This window comes from Bacteroidales bacterium (assembly GCA_035299085.1).
Lineage (GTDB): Bacteria > Bacteroidota > Bacteroidia > Bacteroidales > UBA10428 > UBA5072.
Genome location: DATGXG010000058.1, coordinates 14,656 through 32,811 on the forward strand (window position 1 = coordinate 14,656; position 18,156 = coordinate 32,811).

General features: G+C 44.6%; 13 protein-coding genes and 2 pseudogenes. 6 read left to right on the forward strand and 9 right to left on the reverse strand.

Features of this window, described 5'->3' with window-relative positions; genetic code table 11:
* Positions 1 to 8: 8 nt before the first annotated feature.
* The gene (locus tag VK179_19705; protein ID HLO60986.1) at positions 9 to 1,964 is read right to left on the reverse strand and encodes an amylo-alpha-1,6-glucosidase; all 1,956 of its coding nucleotides are present in this window, start codon (positions 1,962 to 1,964) and stop codon (positions 9 to 11) included.
* Positions 1,965 to 2,133: 169 nt separating this feature from the next.
* Here VK179_19705 and VK179_19710 point away from each other — a divergent pair.
* From VK179_19710 to nhaD, 5 genes and pseudogenes are all read left to right on the forward strand, one after another.
* Positions 2,134 to 2,466: pseudogene (locus tag VK179_19710) on the forward strand (DUF4369 domain-containing protein).
* 402 nt (positions 2,467 to 2,868) lie between these two features.
* Positions 2,869 to 3,255: pseudogene (locus tag VK179_19715) on the forward strand (TlpA disulfide reductase family protein).
* A gap of 55 nt (positions 3,256 to 3,310) precedes the next feature.
* On the forward strand, positions 3,311 to 4,450 hold the full coding sequence (locus VK179_19720) for a TlpA disulfide reductase family protein (protein ID HLO60987.1): 1,140 nt from the start codon (positions 3,311 to 3,313) through the stop codon (positions 4,448 to 4,450).
* 11 nt (positions 4,451 to 4,461) lie between these two features.
* Entirely contained in the window at positions 4,462 to 5,241 is a 780-nt protein-coding gene (locus tag VK179_19725; protein ID HLO60988.1) for a UDP-2,3-diacylglucosamine diphosphatase, read from the forward strand.
* Between the two features lie 181 nt (positions 5,242 to 5,422).
* Entirely contained in the window at positions 5,423 to 6,694 is a 1,272-nt protein-coding gene (gene nhaD, locus VK179_19730) for a sodium:proton antiporter NhaD (GenBank protein ID HLO60989.1), read from the forward strand.
* A 205-nt stretch (positions 6,695 to 6,899) separates the two neighbouring features.
* Here nhaD and VK179_19735 read toward each other — a convergent pair whose 3' ends face one another.
* Entirely contained in the window at positions 6,900 to 9,158 is a 2,259-nt protein-coding gene (locus VK179_19735; GenBank protein HLO60990.1) for a sodium-translocating pyrophosphatase, read from the reverse strand.
* A gap of 269 nt (positions 9,159 to 9,427) precedes the next feature.
* On the opposite strand from VK179_19735, the gene VK179_19740 reads away from it, so the two are divergent.
* On the forward strand, positions 9,428 to 10,168 hold the full coding sequence (locus VK179_19740) for a DUF1080 domain-containing protein (GenBank protein HLO60991.1): 741 nt from the start codon (positions 9,428 to 9,430) through the stop codon (positions 10,166 to 10,168).
* An 85-nt stretch (positions 10,169 to 10,253) separates the two neighbouring features.
* Here the strand turns inward: VK179_19740 and VK179_19745 are convergent, their stop codons facing one another.
* The 7 genes from VK179_19745 to VK179_19775 all read right to left on the reverse strand — a co-directional run bounded on the left by VK179_19745 (position 10,254) and on the right by VK179_19775 (position 18,136).
* On the reverse strand, positions 10,254 to 10,700 hold the full coding sequence (locus VK179_19745) for a GatB/YqeY domain-containing protein (GenBank protein HLO60992.1): 447 nt from the start codon (positions 10,698 to 10,700) through the stop codon (positions 10,254 to 10,256).
* A 167-nt stretch (positions 10,701 to 10,867) separates the two neighbouring features.
* Positions 10,868 to 12,319, reverse strand: coding sequence for a cell division protein FtsZ (ftsZ, locus tag VK179_19750; protein HLO60993.1), 1,452 nt, complete (start codon positions 12,317 to 12,319; stop codon positions 10,868 to 10,870).
* A 24-nt stretch (positions 12,320 to 12,343) separates the two neighbouring features.
* Positions 12,344 to 13,660: a cell division protein FtsA gene (gene ftsA, locus VK179_19755; GenBank protein ID HLO60994.1), complete on the reverse strand. Its 1,317-nt coding sequence runs from the start codon at positions 13,658 to 13,660 to the stop codon at positions 12,344 to 12,346.
* Between the two features lies 1 nt (position 13,661).
* Positions 13,662 to 14,459 (reverse strand): hypothetical protein, encoded by a 798-nt coding sequence (locus VK179_19760; GenBank protein ID HLO60995.1) that lies wholly within the window; start codon positions 14,457 to 14,459, stop codon positions 13,662 to 13,664.
* Positions 14,456 to 15,841, reverse strand: a complete 1,386-nt coding sequence (murC, locus tag VK179_19765) for a UDP-N-acetylmuramate--L-alanine ligase (protein ID HLO60996.1) — start codon at positions 15,839 to 15,841, stop codon at positions 14,456 to 14,458. The genes VK179_19760 and murC overlap by 4 nt, the downstream gene beginning before the upstream one ends.
* Positions 15,838 to 16,941, reverse strand: a complete 1,104-nt coding sequence (murG, locus tag VK179_19770) for an undecaprenyldiphospho-muramoylpentapeptide beta-N-acetylglucosaminyltransferase (GenBank protein ID HLO60997.1) — start codon at positions 16,939 to 16,941, stop codon at positions 15,838 to 15,840. Before murG ends, murC begins: the two co-directional genes overlap by 4 nt.
* Positions 16,919 to 18,136, reverse strand: a complete 1,218-nt coding sequence (locus tag VK179_19775; GenBank protein HLO60998.1) for a putative peptidoglycan glycosyltransferase FtsW — start codon at positions 18,134 to 18,136, stop codon at positions 16,919 to 16,921. Before VK179_19775 ends, murG begins: the two co-directional genes overlap by 23 nt.
* Positions 18,137 to 18,156 lie beyond the last annotated feature (20 nt).

Here is an 18,156-nt window from a genome sequence, read left to right on the forward strand (position 1 = left end):
AATTGAATTTACTTTTTATTCTGAGTCATCGATTCATACCTTTCAATAATTCTTAACAGCGCGGCCACACTCCAGGCCTGCGATATGGCACCCCTAGCCCGGTGAGGCGGATCGCCGTCAAAAATCTCCGGAATGGTTCCGATTCCCAGTTCGGTCATAACCGGTTCAAAGCCGTTGATCAGGTTTTCAAGGAATCCAAGTCCGCTTTCCTTATGAAGGTTCATATACGCTTCGCAGAAATGCTCAAGCAGCCAGGGCCAAACGGTTCCCTGGTGATAAGCCAGGTCACGCTGTTCCTGTGTACCTTTATATATGCCTTTATAATTTTCATTCGTCGGGGAAAGTGTCCTTAATCCTCTCGGGGTGAGCAGATCCCGTTCTATCAGGTCCAGAACCGATTTCTTCATTTCAGGAGTCAGCATGGAATGTTCCATCGAAACGGCAATCACCTGGTTGGGCCTGATCGACCAGTCCTTCGACTTGTAATCAACCACATCGGCGAGATAGCCTTTTTTCGGATCCCAGAACATGGCAAGAAACGATTCATGTGCCTTCTGCGGTATTACTTCCCATTCTTTCACAAACTCCTCATCTTTTGCCCTCTTCGCAAGGTCAAGACTGAACATGATGGCGTTATACCACAATGCATTGATCTCTACCGGAAACCCTATGCGCGGTGTAACCGGTTTCCCGTTCACTATGGCATCCATCCAGGTCAGTGCCTTTCCCGGTTCACCGGCAAAGATGAGCCCGTTGTCATGCATTTTTATATTAAACGAAGTTCCGTTACGGAATGCTTCGAGAACCGATTTCATGGCTTTCCCGTAATTCCTCCAGATCGTGGTATAGGTTTTAACCACCTTTGTATATTGCTGAATAGCCCAGAAAAACCAGAGCGGTGCGTCAACCGAATTGAAGGCTGCATTTTCCTCACTGCCGATATTGGGAAATAGCCCGTTATGGAGTTTGCCAACCTGAGTATCGATAACATCCTTGCAGGTAGCCGTATCGCCTATAGCCAGGGTCAGGCCGGGAAGCGAAATGAATGTATCGCGACCCCAGGTACCAAACCATGGAAAACCCGCGATTATTTCGGCGGATTTATTCTTCTTAACAAAAAATTGTTGTGCCGAATTGATGAGGCAATGCTTGAAACTGTCGCGTGGAGTTCTTTTCGACTGTTCAAGGGTATATTTTCTTTTCAGCTGCTCGGGGTTGGCTTTTACAGTGCCCGCCGAGAATATGATCACATCACCTTTGCGTGCATCAAGTTCAAAATAACCCGGGACAAACAGATCTTCCTTAAAATCATACCCGCGCCTCAATTCCTTGTTGTACTCGATTCCATAATACCAGTCGGGAACCGGAACAAAATCCGCATGTTTTGAAAACTGCATGTGGAGGAAAGGATATCCGTCGTAAAGCCTTATTTTGGCCCCGTTGGGAATGAGAACAGCCTTTGTGTTGGCATATAAATTTGCTTTGCTAAGCTGATGCATGTTTCTGAAAGCAAGAAAAGGCCTGAACCGCAATTTGATCTGCACATCCGATTCCTTGATCGTGTAACGAATAAGCACCTGTTCTTCCTTTTCAACAAGAAGACTTTCCTTAACCATTACCACGCCACCCACACGGTAAACGATGGTGGGAGTGGGATCAGCCATAAAGTCGCGTACATACTTGTGTCCCCTCGGACTGTAAATATCACCCTGGTACTTATGTATCCCCAGGTTGAATTCATTCTCTCTTTCAATTATGGTTTCATCAAAAGAAGAGAGCAGCACATGGCGGTCGCCATCGAGATTTTCCACCGGAGCTACGAGCAGGCCGTGATACTTTCTTGTATTGCAATAAACTATTGTAGTGGAGCTGTATGATCCTGCACGATTGCTTCGTATAAATTCCTTGGTAAGCGAATATTCAAGGTTGATAAGCTGCGTCTTGTCGAACTTTAGGTAAGCCATTACAATAGGGATTTTAAGGAGGAAAAGGTATTAAAAATTATTGAGATAGTAAAACACGACGGAAAAGTTAATTTTTTCATTATCAAAACAAGGGAAGGTCTAAATTGTTGATCGAAGTTGCAATAATGTCAGGGAATAATATAAATTTGAAACGTGATTTTCATGCCATATGCGGAAACTTGTCCTTCTCAGCATCCTTGCCATTGTTCTGTTTTCCTGTTCACGTGAAAAAAAGAATTTTACGGTAGAAATCAGGGTGGACGGCGCAGGAAACGAAATGATTTACCTGGCACAACGCACGTTGACAGGAACGGTTGTTGTTGATTCAGCCGTACCGGATAAATCAGGCAAATATGTTGTCAAAGGTTATACACAACAACCTGATTTTTATGTACTGTATCACATCCCCCGAAATTACATTAACCTGATCATTCACCCGGGTGATGATTTCAAAGTACTTACAAGCGCCGCAGAATTTGATTTGAATTACCTGATCGAAGGTTCTAAAGATTCAAGGCTCATTCAGAAAATGGTGAACATGCAGCGCCGTACTCTTGAGAAAATCACCGAAATTAGTGACCAGTTTGAAAAAGCACAGGGTTCGCCTGATTTCCAGAAGATAAGAACTGAGGTTGACAGCACCTATGAAAGGATTTTCAATGAACATAAACAATTTTCAATCCAGGTAATCCGCGAAAACCCGGAATCACTGGCTACTCTAATGGCCCTATATCAGCAACTCGGGCGTAATACTCCCGTATTCGATTTTAAAAAGGATCTCTCATGGTATGAAACCGTTGATTCAAATCTTTCAAAGGTATACCCGAATTCACAGGCTGTAATTGACCTTGATCGCAAGGTTCATGAGTTGCGTGATGTGGTGAAATTTGAACCCGGTTCTCCGGCACCTGATCTTTCACTGCCTGACTCAACAGGAGCATCCAGAAAATTATCATCGCTCAGGGGCAAAAAAGTACTTCTTGTATTCTGGGCTTCCTGGTCAAGCCGGAGTGTGGATTTGTTACAGCAACTGGCAACGCTTACAAAAAAATCTTCCGGCAAGGTTGAATTATACCAGGTTTCTCTTGATAAAACAAGGGAATCATGGTTAAGCAGAGTGAACATTGTAAAATCGTCGGGCATTCATGTTTCCGATCTTAAATACTGGGATTCTCCCGTAGTTGATACATATCATATACAGAAACTTCCTGTATTGTATCTCCTGGATGAGAATGGGAAAATAGTCTCAAAGGATTTTGACATCAATTTGCTGCCCGAACTGATTAAGTGAGAATTATTCTGCTAGAGAAAGAACATAAAATACTTTTACACTGACATAAATACAGATGAGAAATTTACTAATCTTTCTATGCTGCGCGGCAGCTTTTACAGCCTGTTCAAAAGAACGTGTTTCAGTTTCAGGTAAAATTACAAACGCTGCTGACAGTATGTTGTATCTCGAAGAGGTCGGCGTATATAACACTGTAAAGGTTGACTCGGTTAAGCTCAGTAAAAACGGCCGTTTCAGCTTTCATTACAATGAAAAGATGTCAGGCTTTTACCAGCTCCGAATACCAAAGGATAAGATTATCGTATTTTTTCCGAACCCGGGCGAGAAGATTAAAATAACTGCCGACGCAAAAGATGTGGTTTCATCGGTTGAAGTTAGTGGTTCGCATGATACCGAGCAAATATCGAAGCTTATAAAAATGCTGAATGAAACCAGGGTAAGGCTTGATTCAGTTGCTGTAATATATGATAAAACTGAAGGTGATACGGCAAAAGAGGTCCTGAAAAAGAAGTATAACAGTATCCTTGAAAAGCACAGGCGGGCATCCATCGCTTACCTGCTTACTCATTACAACTCGTTGTCGAGCCTGTACGCCATTTACCAGCAGTATGCCCCGAACAATTATGTTTTCTACAAAACCACGGATCTTCAGTATTTCAAGATATTGACCGATTCGCTTACCAAATATCATCCGAAATCACCACATGTTGCTGCACTGAAGTCATTTTCAAACAGGCGGCTGAATGAACTTAAAACCCAGATGCTAATGGGAATGCCCGGAGTAAAAGTAAATCAGTTGCCTGAAATTGAGTTACCGGATTTTGCCGGTGACACCGTTTCTCTTGCCTCGCTGAAGGGCAAACTGGTGTTGCTTACGTTTTGGGTTTCGGGTAGCAACGATTGCGTAAACAATAACCTTGAACTGAAGAAAATTTACCAAAAATTCAGGAGCCGCGGATTTGAGATATTCCAGGTTTCATTCGACAATTCAGTTGAAGCATGGCAAAAAGCCGTCAGGTTTGACGAACTTCCCTGGGTTAGTGTGATTGAATCAGGAAATAATTCAGTACTGGCAGGAAACTACAATGTTACCGCCTTGCCTGCCAATTACCTGATCGACAGGGATAATGTTTCTATTCTGGCTAAAAATCTTACGCCTGACCAGCTGCAGGCAAAACTGCAGCAGATGAACTAACTCTTTACAGGGTGGCAGCAGGGAAAAATATATATTTTATTTCTGATCTTCATCTTGGACTTTATCCTCCGGAAAGAAGCACCAAACGGGAGCGAATTCTTGTCGACTGGCTCGACAGCATTAAAAACGATGCATCAGAACTGTACATGCTCGGCGATATTTTCGACTTTTGGCATGAATACAGGCATGTGGTGCCACGAGGATTTGTAAGGTTCCTTGGTAAACTGGCAGAGCTTTCCGATTCGGGAGTCCAACTTCATTTTTTTACCGGAAACCACGATATCTGGGTTTATGATTACCTTCCTGCCGAATTGGGTTTAAAAGTATACAGAGAAAGCATTACACGTACTATCAACGGAAAGCGGTTTTTCCTTTCTCATGGTGATGGGGTTGGCCCGTGGGAAACCGGTTATAAACTGATGAAATGGGCATTTACAAACCGGTTGCTTCAGTGGTTTTTTGCAAGGATACATCCCAATGCATCCATGGCGTTCGGAAAAAGGTGGTCAAAAAGCAGCCGGTATGCAAAGGGAATAATTGCTGAAGATTTTAAGGGTGAGGACAAGGAATACCAGATTATGTTCGCCCGGTCTGCCATTGCCAGGGACCATTATGATTATTTTGTATTTGGCCACCGCCATATTCCCTATGATATCAGGATCGCGGAAAACAGCCGTGTGATCAATCTCGGCGACTGGATCACGAATTTCACCTATGCAGTTTGGGATGGTACCGATGTTACGCTTAAATCCGTTTTTCCGGAGAACGAGCAGAGGATTTTGAGGAAGTAGCACTTTAGCTATTAAGTAATAAGGATTTTAGGCCTGAGTTTGCAGTCACCAGTCACCAATTACCAGTTACCAGTCACCAGTCACCAGTCACCATTTACCAGTCACCAGTCACCAGTCACCAGTCAACTTTTTCCTGCAGGGTATTGTTAGTGTGTTATAACTACCTATGACACAATAATCCATGGAACTAACGCTCATAAGTCTTGTATTCATTGCAGGATATGTGTTTATTGCAATTGAGCACAAAATTAAAATTGATAAGGCTGCCAGTGCCCTCATCACCGGAGTGCTTTGCTGGCTTCTTTATTATATGAATCAGCATCATTCATCCGAAACCGAACTCCGGTTAACCGAACACCTCGGTGAAATTGCAGGCATACTGTTCTTCCTTATGGGGGCTATGACAATAGTTGAGGTGGTGGATTCCCATGATGGTTTTTCCCTGATCACCAACCTTGTGCGTACCCGTTCAAAAACTACAATCCTTATCCTGATATCTGCTATTACCTTCTTTCTATCAGCTATTCTTGATAATCTCACCACTTCGATCGTAATGACATCCTTATGCAAAAAGCTGATTCATGAAAAGGAAGAGAGGCTATGGTTTGCATCCATGGTAATCATTGCGGCCAATGCCGGCGGGGCCTGGTCACCGATAGGCGATGTGACAACAACCATGCTTTGGATAAAGGGACAAATCACAGCCGGCAATATTATTATCAAAACCTTTATTCCAAGCCTTGTGGTAGTTGTGGTTCCACTTGCCATTATGCTTTTCAGGTTCAGAGGGCAAAAAATTCAACGGGTTAATTCCGACAGTCAAAAGAACAGTGTTTCAGATAGCAATATTATACTCTTCAGTGGTATAGGCCTGCTGATCTTTGTTCCGGTTTTCAAAACCTTAACTCATATGCCTCCTTTTATGGGGATGCTGATCGCCCTGGGAATAATTTGGGTTATAAGTAGTTTAGTTCATATCAACAAGAATCCGGATTTAAGGCATAAATTTTCAGTGGCTAATGCGTTGCATAAAATTGATACTTCAAGCATTCTGTTTTTTCTCGGCATTTTGCTTGCCGTATCCGCATTACAGGCTATAGGAGCGCTGACTGGATTGGCAGAATATATTAACCGCTATGTGAGCAATATATATACTACTGGAACCATTTTAGGACTTATGTCGGCAATTATCGACAATGTTCCTTTAGTTGCCGCGGCCCAGGGCATGTATAGCCTTGATGTATTCCCAACTGATCATGCTTTCTGGGAGTTCCTGGCTCTTTCGGCCGGAACGGGCGGCAGCGCCATTATAATCGGATCCGCAGCAGGAGTTGCCGTAATGGGAATTGAAAAAATTAATTTTTTCTGGTATTTGAAAAATATCAGCTGGCTTGCTTTGCTTGGCTTCTTCGCTGGTTTGGGAGCCTATATGCTTCAGCAGATGGTTTTTTAAGCTGAAAATTTCTTAAATCAAAAATCGGTGTTCGGTGTTCAGTCTTCGGTTTTATGGGACGAATGAGACGAATGAGACGAATGTGACTGTTATACCTACATTCGTGTCAGGCTTTGGTGCAGGGGTAAAAAAGAGAGGCTATGGTTTGACAAGATCAACCATAACCTCTCTTCTTTTGCTACTAGTCTAAAAGCCTAATAGTCTCCTAAATCAGCGACGTAGCCAGTGTTACCCCCACCACAACAATGGATACCATGCTCATAAGTTTGATGAGGATGTTAAGCGAAGGACCGGAGGTGTCTTTGAATGGATCTCCGACCGTGTCACCAACAACAGCGGCTTTGTGGGAATCACTTCCCTTACCTCCGAAATTGCCTTCCTCGATGAATTTCTTGGCATTATCCCAGGCACCGCCGGCATTAGCCATGAAAATAGCAAGAATAAAGCCTGTGGCTGTACTGCCGATCAAAAGGCCCATAACTCCGGCTACTCCGAAAACAATACCGGTGACTACAGGTATAATGATGGCAAGAAGTGACGGCAACAGCATTTCGCGTTGTGCACCACGGGTTGAAATAGCCACACAACGGGCATAATCAGGAGTTGATTTTCCTTCAAGAATACCCGGAATTTCACGGAATTGGCGGCGTACTTCATCCACCATGGCCTGAGCGGCACGTCCTACAGCAGTCATCGAAAGACCACAGAAGAGGAATGCAGCCATGGAACCGAGAAATGCACCTACAAGAACACGCGGATTCATCAAATCGATATTGAAATACGACATGATATCGTGTATGCCGGCTTTGTGAATATCAAGACCGGTGGTAGCAGTAAACGCTTCAGCTTTGGCTGGTAACCTGGAAATTCCCACTTTGATTTCCTCAACATAGGAAGCAAGCAATGCAAGGGCAGTAAGAGCGGCTGAGCCGATAGCAAAACCTTTGCCTGTTGCAGCGGTAGTGTTTCCAAGTGAATCAAGCGCATCAGTACGTTTACGTACTTCTGGTCCCAGGTGGCTCATTTCGGCATTTCCACCGGCATTATCGGCGATAGGTCCATAAGCATCGGTTGCAAGGGTGATACCCAGGGTTGAAAGCATACCTACAGCTGCAATACCAATTCCATACAAGCCGAAGCTTATATTGGTGAAAGTAAAGTTTGCTGCAAAAAGATAAGCCAGGATAATGGCTACAGAAACGATTAACACCGGGAATGCGGTTGAAATCATACCTGTACCAATACCATTGATTATAACGGTTGCGGGTCCGGTTTTTGAAGCACCTGCAATTGCCTGTGTGGGTTTAAAGCCTGCAGAGGTATAGTATTCTGTAGTTTTTCCAATTCCTATACCTGAAACAAGACCAACCAGCATGGCACCCCAAACGCCAAAATAATTGGGAATATCGAGAATGTAAAGGATACCAAGAGAAAATATTGCTATGAATACCGAACTTATATTCACCCCGCGACCCAGTGAAGCCAGAAGTTCTTTTTGAGATGCGCCTTCTTTTGTACGAACAACAAAAATACCGAGGATTGAAAGCACAATTCCAACAGCAGCTACAAGCATAGGAGCAATAACTGCGTTAAACTGAATTTGTGTTGCATCGGTTACAGCAATACCGGCTGCAGCCAGACCTGCTGCGGTGAAGCCAGATGCGCCAAGGGCAGCTGTTGAAAGGATTGAACCGCAATATGATTCATAAAGGTCAGCGCCCATACCGGCCACGTCACCTACATTGTCACCTACGTTATCTGCAATAGTTGCGGGATTCCGGGGGTCGTCCTCAGGAATGCCTGCTTCAACCTTACCAACAAGGTCAGCGCCGACATCGGCAGCCTTTGTGTAAATACCACCGCCAACACGGGCAAACAATGCCTGTGTGGAAGCACCCATACCGAATGTAAGTGTTGTTGTAGTAATGATGATAAGTTTCATCGACGGATCACTTGCAATTAGTGTGTTGGTAGTGTTGTCAAGTGCACCGATAATGAAGTTCAATGCATAAAACCAGATTGAAATGTCGAGCAGACCAAGGCCTACAACTACAAGACCCATTACTGCACCTGAACGGAATGCCACCCTGAGACCGTGATTCAATGAATGTTGGGCAGCATTGGCAGCGCGGGCTGAGGCATAAGTAGCCGTACGCATTCCGATGAAACCCGATAAACCGCTGAAAAAGCCGCCGGTCAGAAATGCAAAAGGCACCCAGGGGTTCTGAATATGCAGAACATAGGCAAGTACAGCAAAAATCAGGGTAAGAATTACAAAAATCAGGGACACTACCTTATACTGCTGTTTAAGATAGGCCATAGCCCCTTCGCGCACATACTGCGCAATTTTTTTCATAGTGTCGGTCCCTTCATCCTCCTTCATCATCTGCTTAAAGAAATAATAAGCAAATCCAAGAGCCAAAGCAGATCCGCACGGCACTAGCCAGAAAAGATTATTTAACATAGGCAAAGAACTTAAGGTTAATAATGGATTAGTGAGAAAAGAGATATACTAATTTGTCTATCAAATTATAATATCAATATGATAAAGATAATGATTTAAATACATGTTGATATTCCTGATGTCTAATATTTGTGAGTTATTCGGTTAACAATTACGGCATTAGTATGACAAATCAGGCCTTGCGTTTAAGGTTCGCAGAATTCCCTTTTTTTCAGGCGTAAATACAACCCGTTTATTTAAATTTGTTTACGTAATCAAAACGTGAACAAATGAAGAAATTAACTGGTTTTTTAAGTTTATTAAGCATTATGGCTTCAATTAACCTTTTCGGCCAGGGACAAAAGACCCCTGAAAGTACAGAATTGTGGGAACCGGTCCCGCCGGTTGTAACTCCCGGTACAGGAAATTCCGCCCCGTCAGATGCGATAGTCCTTTTCGACGGTACCAACCTGGATGAATGGACCAATGCGAGCGGTCAGGCAGCCGGATGGACAGTGGGCGACGGTGCAATGACCGTTAAAGCAGGAGCCGGCATAATTAAAACAAAACGAGGTTTTGGCGACTGCCAATTGCATATCGAATGGAGAACACCTGCAGAAGTAAAAGGTGATGGACAGGGACGCGGAAATAGCGGTATTTTCCTGCAGGGTTTGTATGAGTTACAGGTTCTCGACAGTTATGATAATAAAACCTATGTTAACGGACAGGCCGGTTCGATTTACAAACAGGCAATTCCGCTTGTAAATGCATGCAGAAAACCCGGTGAATGGCAGGCTTATGATATTATTTTCCAGGCCCCCCGGTTTAATGAAAATGGAAGGGTAGTCATACCGGGCCGGATCACTGTTTTGCAGAATGGTGTATTAATTCTCAACAACTTTGAAATCAGGGGAACAACAGAATATATAGGCGCCCCCAGACCTGTGGTTCATGGTATGAAAGAACCTCTTCAGCTGCAGGATCACGGGAACCCGGTTTCGTACAGGAATATCTGGATAAGGGAACTTTAATAATGTGCTAATTTGCCAATGTGTTAATGTGCTAATAAAATCCTATTGGCACATTAGCACATTAGCACATTAGCACATTAGCACATTATCCCAAAAGCTCCCTCACCTTATCCGCAATCATCTTACCGTCGGCTTTACCGGCTAGTTCTTTTGTAGCAGTACCCATTACCTTGCCAAGATCTTTTGCAGATGTAGCTCCGACCCGGGCAATAATTGCCTTTAAGACAGGAATCAGTTCTGCTTCGGTCATCTGTTTTGGCAGGTATTCTTCGATGATATTGGCTTCTTTAATTTCATTCTCAGCCAGTTCAGGCCGGTTTTGAGTTTTGAATATTTCAGCCGATTCACGACGCTGTTTTACCATTTTCTGAAGGATTTTCATTTCCTGGTCCGGTGTCACTTCGTGTGATCCTGATTCAGTCTTTGCAAGCAACAAAGCCGTCTTTATTGCTCTCAGTGATTCCAGCCTGTCTTTTTGCTTCGCCAGCATGGCGGCTTTCAGGTCTTCGGAGATTTTGTCGAAAAGATTCATGTGGTAGTTTGTCAGAAAAACTTCTTAATTCGTAAATCAGTGTTCGGTGTTCGGTGTTAGTGCCATTCTCCCTTTGCAACGCATTGCCTGTTCGGGCAGATTGCTTCGTCGCATCATTAATCACTATAATCAGTGATCAATCACGCTCCTCGCAATGACGTGATCTCTCAATCCACCGCCCCGTGCAGAAACGGGTTTTCCTTGCTGAGCTTTACCTGGGAATTTTCATCATCGGAAAGACTGTAATTAGAAAGCTTGCTTTCCTCTGAATACTTCTGGGGATTGATCTGGATCTGTTTTCTTTTAAATGCCGGAGTATTTTCAAGTTCTTCAATTTCCCTGTCGCTTTGCCTGTTTCCATGCTTCAGTTCCTTGAGCTCTTCATGGGCTCTTTTGATTGTATTTACCCTGTCACTCGCTTTCCTTGCGTCGATTGGCCTCCGAACCCTGCTCAGGTTCCTGAGGATCTCATCGTCTACCGTGTTCATATCAAACTCGATGGTACGCTGGGAAGGCTGAACCAACCCACTTTTTTGCGTGGGCGCATCCTTTACAACAAAAATACTTTCTTCCTCATGGTCATGTACTGTAATGTCGGAAAGGGGAATCCTGTCGATTTCCTTTTTATGCATATACAGTTCGGGAATGCTGTTTGCGTTGAACCCTGTAGCAATCACTGTTACGCTTATCCTGTCGCCCAGCTCCGGATCATTTCCGTTACCCCAAATCAGGTCGGAGTTAATTCCTGAGCAATCTTTTACATAATCAATGATCTGGCCGATTTCATCCATTGTGACTTCTTCATCGCCTGAAATGATGTTGAGCAGGATATTTTTTGCCCCTTTGATATCCGTATCATTAAGCAATGGAGAGTTCAATGCCTGTTTAATGGCATTAATTGCCCTTCCTTCACCGGATGCCGTACCGGTGCCCAGTATCGACACACCGCTGTTTGTCATTACAGTCTGAACATCGGCGAAGTCGACGTTTATAAAACCATGAACAGTTATGATCTCTGCTATCCCTTTGGCTGCAACGGCCAGCACATCATCAGCCCTTGAAAAAGCTTCTGATACCCTCAGATCGCCGTATATCTGCCGGATTTTTTCATTATTGATGACGAGCAGCGAATCCACATGCTTTTCAAGTTCGGCAATTCCCTCAAGAGCCTGGTTCACCCGTCTGGGTCCCTCATTTTTAAACGGTATCGTTACTATTGCAACGGTTAATATACCCAGCTCCCTGGCCGCTTTAGCGATCACCGGGGCAGCACCTGTTCCGGTACCGCCGCCCATCCCTGCCGTTATAAACAGCATGCGGGTGTTGATGCTAAGAATTTCATTCAGGTTATCAATACTTTCGATAGCCGCCTGCCTGCCGATGGCCGGTTTATTCCCTGCACCACGTCCCTCGGTGAGTGAGGCACCAAGCTGAATTTTCACCGGCACAGGAGTATTTGCCAGTGCCTGCGCATCGGTGTTGCATACAATAAAATCAACATCCTTGATTCCCTGCTTAAACATATGGTTCACCGCATTGCTGCCTCCGCCGCCTACCCCCAGCACCTTAATGATGGAGGATTTATTTACGGGCAATTCAAAATGCATGAGTTCGTCCATGGCTTAGGTTTTTAATTAACGTCCTTATTCAGTGTCATCATCGAATATGTTCTCAATCGTATTCTTAAACGAGCCAATAATATTGCTGAGCCGGCTGGTATGCCTGGTTGCAACTACCGGTTCTTCCTTGATGGCAGCAACTTCAGGCTCGGGTTCTTTTTCAACCTGTTCCTTAACGGTTACGGGTGCCTTGTTTTCAAAACCCTTATAAAGCAAACCCACGCTTGTTGAATACATCGGATGATTCACTTCCTTCAGTCCCGCGTTATTCACGTTTACATTGGGCATACCGATCCTTACATCCAGACCGGTCTTGTATTTGATGAGCTGTGGCAGGTGACGAAGCTGCGATCCTCCTCCTGTAATCACAATGCCTGCGGTGAGTTTCTCCATGCAGTCTGAACTTTCGAGCTGGAAGACGATTGCATCAATAATTTCTTCCATACGGCTCTGGATAATATAGGCAAGGCTTTTTATCGAAACCTCCTTGGGCTCTCTTCCGCTGATACCCGGAACAGCAACAACCTTTGCCTCTTCAGCCAGGTCTCCGAGGGCTGATCCATACTGGATTTTAAGAAGTTCGGCATGCTTGTTCAGGATGGAGCAGCCTTCGGTGATGTCCCTTGTGATTACATTTCCGCCAAACGGGATTACCGCCGTGTGCTTTATTATATCATCGTAATAAACGGCAATATCCGTTGTACCACCACCGATATCCACCAGTGCCACGCCTGCTTCAATTTCATCTTCAGTGAGCACTGCAACTGCCGAGGCCAAAGGTTCAAGGATCATCTGTTTCACGTTGATCCCCACCCTGTTCACGCATCTTTCGATCGTACGGGCCGATGTGGTCTGGCCTATAACAATGTGGTAATTGCCTTCAAGGCGCTTGCCAAACATGCCTATAGGATTTTTTACCCCTGTTTCATTGTCCACCACATAGCTTTGCGGAATCACATGGATGATTTCTTCACCGGGCTGTATCGAGATTTTATACATTTCCGAAAGCAGCTTGTCAGTGTCTTCCTTTTTAATTTCTTCTTCGTAAGAATCACGAAGGATATAGCCGCGGTTCTGGAGACTGTTGATGTGCTGGCCGGCGATTCCCACGTACGCTTCCCGTATTTTGAAGCCCATCTGTTTCTGAACTTCATCCACCGTGTATTTTATTGCACTCACAGCTTCTTCTATGTTGAGCACCACACCGCGCTTCACTCCCTTTGAGGGAGTTTTGCTCATGCCTAGGATTTCAAGTTTATTATCGATCATCCGGCCTGCTATCGTAACAATTTTGGTGGTCCCGATATCGATGGCCGCTAAAATATTGTTGGTCTGACTCATTTTATTGGGTTTTAGTACACACTACCTGGTTTTTATATTTTAAGCATATTTTTTCATACTGATTCCAGCCCAGATTATTGAATCCCTTTTCATAAAGGATTTTCAGGTTTCCGAACTTTTCATCCAGATTTTCGACCCTTCCAAGCTCAATAACCTGGGATCCCACTCTTGGGATCAGTTCAAACTCATAGTTGCTTGTCACATAGATCTGTTCAATCTGGGCATTCCAGAAATCATCCTCTGTTATGTACATGGCAAGCCTGTATACATCGTAAATGGTATGCAGGGAACGGGTGATTGAATCGTGCTTTGCATCCATAATGTTAATTGTCCGGCTTAAGGCGAAAGGTTCGTCGATGAAGCCGTTGGCCACCAGTACAAAAGGACTGAACCCGTTGCCACGTGGAATAACATTTCCTTCCCTGTCGAGGTAAAAACTGTTGCCGTACCTGTCGAACACCCTTACAAAAGGCGTTTTCTGAGTGATTTCAACATTCACAATTCCCGGTTCGGTTATGAATACTTCCGCTTTGCCGATGATCTGCCTTCCCTGCAGGCTTTTTTCCGCTTTTTCAAGATCGACATCCTTTAATTCCTTTCCAACGGGATAAAACTTCGATGCTTCCAGAATATGCAAAATGTCTTTCGTGTGAATGAACTGGTTTTCAGTGCTGTCAGTAATATTAATTTTCAGTGCACTAATATGCCTGCCTCTTTCCTTTTCAGTAATAAAGCCGCTGACGACCACAACATATGCAGTCAGTAACGCAAGAAACACTATGTTTTTTGCCTTCTTCATGCGTTTATCCTTTTTAAGAGCAGCTGCCTGATCGGATCCACAAGTTTATCGATATCTCCTGCTCCAAGCGTAATCAGCACTTCAATCTCCGAGCGCTCCAGCAGGGAAATGACATCCTCCTTTTTGCACAATACCTTATCCTTTATAGTGACATCCTTAAAGATCATTTCCGACTGAACTCCTTCAATCGGCAATTCGCGTGCAGGATAAATGTCAAGCAATATCAGCCGGTCAAGCAGGCTGAGACTTGCGGCAAATCCTTCGGCAAAATCGCGGGTCCTCGTGTAAAGATGAGGCTGAAAGATTCCTGTAATTTTTTTATCAGGATAAAGTTCCTTCAGTGAAACCAGCGTGGCTTCAATTTCGCGGGGATGATGGGCATAATCGTCAATATAAACAACGTCTTCCGTTTTAACCTGGTAATCGAAACGACGGAGTATGCCTGAAAAACGGGCCAGCGATTCACGGATTGTATTGTCATCCACGCCGAGCAATGTGCATACTGCTGATGCAGCCACTGCATTCTCCACATTCACTACACCCGGATGTTCAAGTGAAATATCCGTAATGCTTGCCGATGGGCCCTTCAGATCAAAGGTGTACCGGCGGTTCTCAAGCCGGATATTTGTTGCATGAAAGTCACTTTCTCCTGAAAGAGAATAGGTATATGATTTGGCAGGCTTTACCTTTTCATCAAGCGGCAGGCCTTCTTTCATCAGCAGGATTCCATTCCTGTCGATCTGGCCGGCATAGCTGTTAAATGCTTCAAACATCGATTCGGCATTGCCGTAAATATCAAGATGGTCAGGATCCATCGCCGTGATAACACCTGCATACGGATGAAGCTGAAGAAACGACCTGTCGAATTCATCGGCCTCGGTTACCATCCATTCGCTTTTTTCACGGGTGACAAGGTTCCCGTTGAAGTTTTTTGAAATTCCACCCAGAAACGCGCTGCAACCGGCTTTGCTGTTCGACATGATCCAGGCAATCATGGTGGAAACCGTCGTTTTACCGTGGGTTCCTGCAACAGCCACAGTTTTGTGACCCGATGTGATCAGGCCAAGCATCTGTGAACGTTTGATAATTTCAAACCCATGATCTTTCAGGTAATTGTATTCTGAATGATCCCGGGGTATTGCAGGTGTAAGTATGACAAGAGTATTCTTCGGATCACCAAAACCCTTTGGAATAAGTTCAACGGAATCTTCATAGTGAATCAGAATCCCTTCATCCGAAAGTTGGCGGGTGAGAGGAGTGGGTGTCCGGTCATATCCTGCCACATTTTTTCCGGTTTGCCTGAAATACCGTGCCAGGGCACTCATGCCAATTCCGCCGATTCCCAGGAAATAAATATTCGATATGGTTGTCAGGTCTTTCACTGCTTATCAATCTGTTTGAAAATTTCATCCACAATCCTTGCTGATGAGCCTGAAAGGCCCATCTTTTTGCAATTCTGTCCCAGTTGCTGCTGCATGCCCGGATTATGCAATAAATCGATAATAGCCGGTACAAGCTTTTCTTTTGATTCCTGGTCCTTTACCATCAAAGCCGCATTATTGCTTACCAGGGCCATGGCATTTTTTGTCTGGTGATCTTCAGCAACGTTTGGCGAAGGCACCAATATAGCTGGTTTTCCAAGCAGGCATAATTCTGAAATGGTTGCCGCGCCTGCTCTTGAAATGATAATGTCAGCCGCCGTATAGGCATAATCCATCCGGCTTATGAAATCAAAGTACTGTATGTTTTGCATTTCCTTATTTCTCAAGGTACTTCTGATTCCCTCGATATACAGTTTGCCGGTTTGCCAGAGAACCTGTACATTTTCCTTTTCAAGGGCATCAATTCCTTCCAGAATGCTTTCGTTAATAGTTCTGGCTCCCAGGCTTCCCCCAAGAATAAGCACAACAGGGGCAGAGTCAGATATCCCGAAACTTTCACAGGATGTTTTCCTGTCTGCTTTTCCGGATACAATTTCTTCTCTTATCGGATTCCCTGTAAGGATGATTTTTTCGGCAGGAAAATATTTTTCCATTCCTAGATAGGCAACACAAATTTTTCTTGCTTTTTTAGCCAGCAGCCTGTTGGTAACACCGGCATATGAGTTCTGCTCCTGTATAACTGTGGGTATTCCCTTGCGGGCGGCAGCCCTAAGCATAGGTCCGCTTGCATATCCGCCTACCCCGATCACTGCATCCGGCTTAAATGATTTTATGATTCCCGATGCCTTAAAAACGCTGACAACAGCTTTATACAGAACAGCAATATTCTTCAGGGTGATTTTTCTTTTGAACCCTTCAACCGGAAGGCCGATAATCGGGTAACCGGCTGCAGGCACTCTTTCCATTTCCATTCTTCCGAGTGCGCCTACGAAAAGTATGGATGCACCGGGATCTCTTTTTTTGATCTCACCGGCAATAGCCAGGGCAGGGAATATATGGCCCCCTGTGCCTCCGCCGCTAATTATAAATCTCCGGTTCATACTGTTCCTGTTTTGTTTCCTTCTGAGTTTCCTGTTCCCGGGCCAGTTTTTCTCCTTCTTCCTGCTGGTTTTTAATTCCCCTGCTTACACTCTGGATGATACCGAGCGCTATGCAGGTGAACAACAGCGATGACCCTCCCATGCTGATCATGGGCAGCGGCTGCCCCGTTACCGGTAGCAGGTTAACCACAACCCCCATATTGATCAGGGCCTGGAATGTAATCATTACAGCCAGGCCTATGGCAAGAAAGGCCGGGAATGTTCTTGGGCTCTTTCGGGCCAGCACTGCCGCCCTGAAAAGGAGGTATAAATACAATATAAGTACGAATAGTCCGCCCAGAAGCCCGTATTCCTCAATGATAATGGCATAAATAAAATCGGAATAGGGATGAGGAAGAAAATTTCGCTGTATGCTTTTCCCCGGGCGCAGCTTAACCAGTCCACCGCTCACAAGGGCAATCTTCGACTGGGTAACCTGGTAGTTATCGCTTGCCTCAGGATCGGGATTTATGTAGTTTTCAATGCGGTTCTTCCAGGTGCCGACACGTCCGCCCCAGTCGTTTGACAGGGCAACGGCGATTAAAGATCCCACCAGCAATACAATTATTCCGACCACTCCTAAAAGATAGGATATTCTTACCCTGCCGATAAACATAAGAATAAATACAGTGGCAAAAATGAGCATCGATGTAGAAAGGTTGGCAGGCATTACAAGCGCACAAACCAGCAACAGCGGGGTTATTACGGGCCTGAACGCCCCTTTGAAATCTTTTATATTGTCCTGCTTTTTTGAAAGGATCCGTGCCGTATACATTACTATCGCCAGCTTGGCTATATCCGAAGTCTGAACCGTGAGACCGATTCCCGGCAACTGAAGCCACCGTGCTGCCTGGTTCCGGGTTACACCGTATAATAAGGTTACGAGGAGCAGCGGGATGGAAATGTAAAGCAGCATTTGCGAGATCCTCGAGAAATATTTGTAAGGTATAAGATGGGTTACATAAGTGATGACAAGTCCCATGAGCAGAATGGTGGCATGCTTCAGGATATAATAGCTTGTATTCCCGCCCTGGTACTTATAAGCCAGCGATCCTGTAGAACTGTAAACTGCAAGCAGTGAGAAAATCGAGAGCAGCAGGATTACAGCCCAGATTACGGGATCACCTTTGAAATATTTCTTAAGAGCAACAGCCATTTTTTACTTATTTGTTTCCA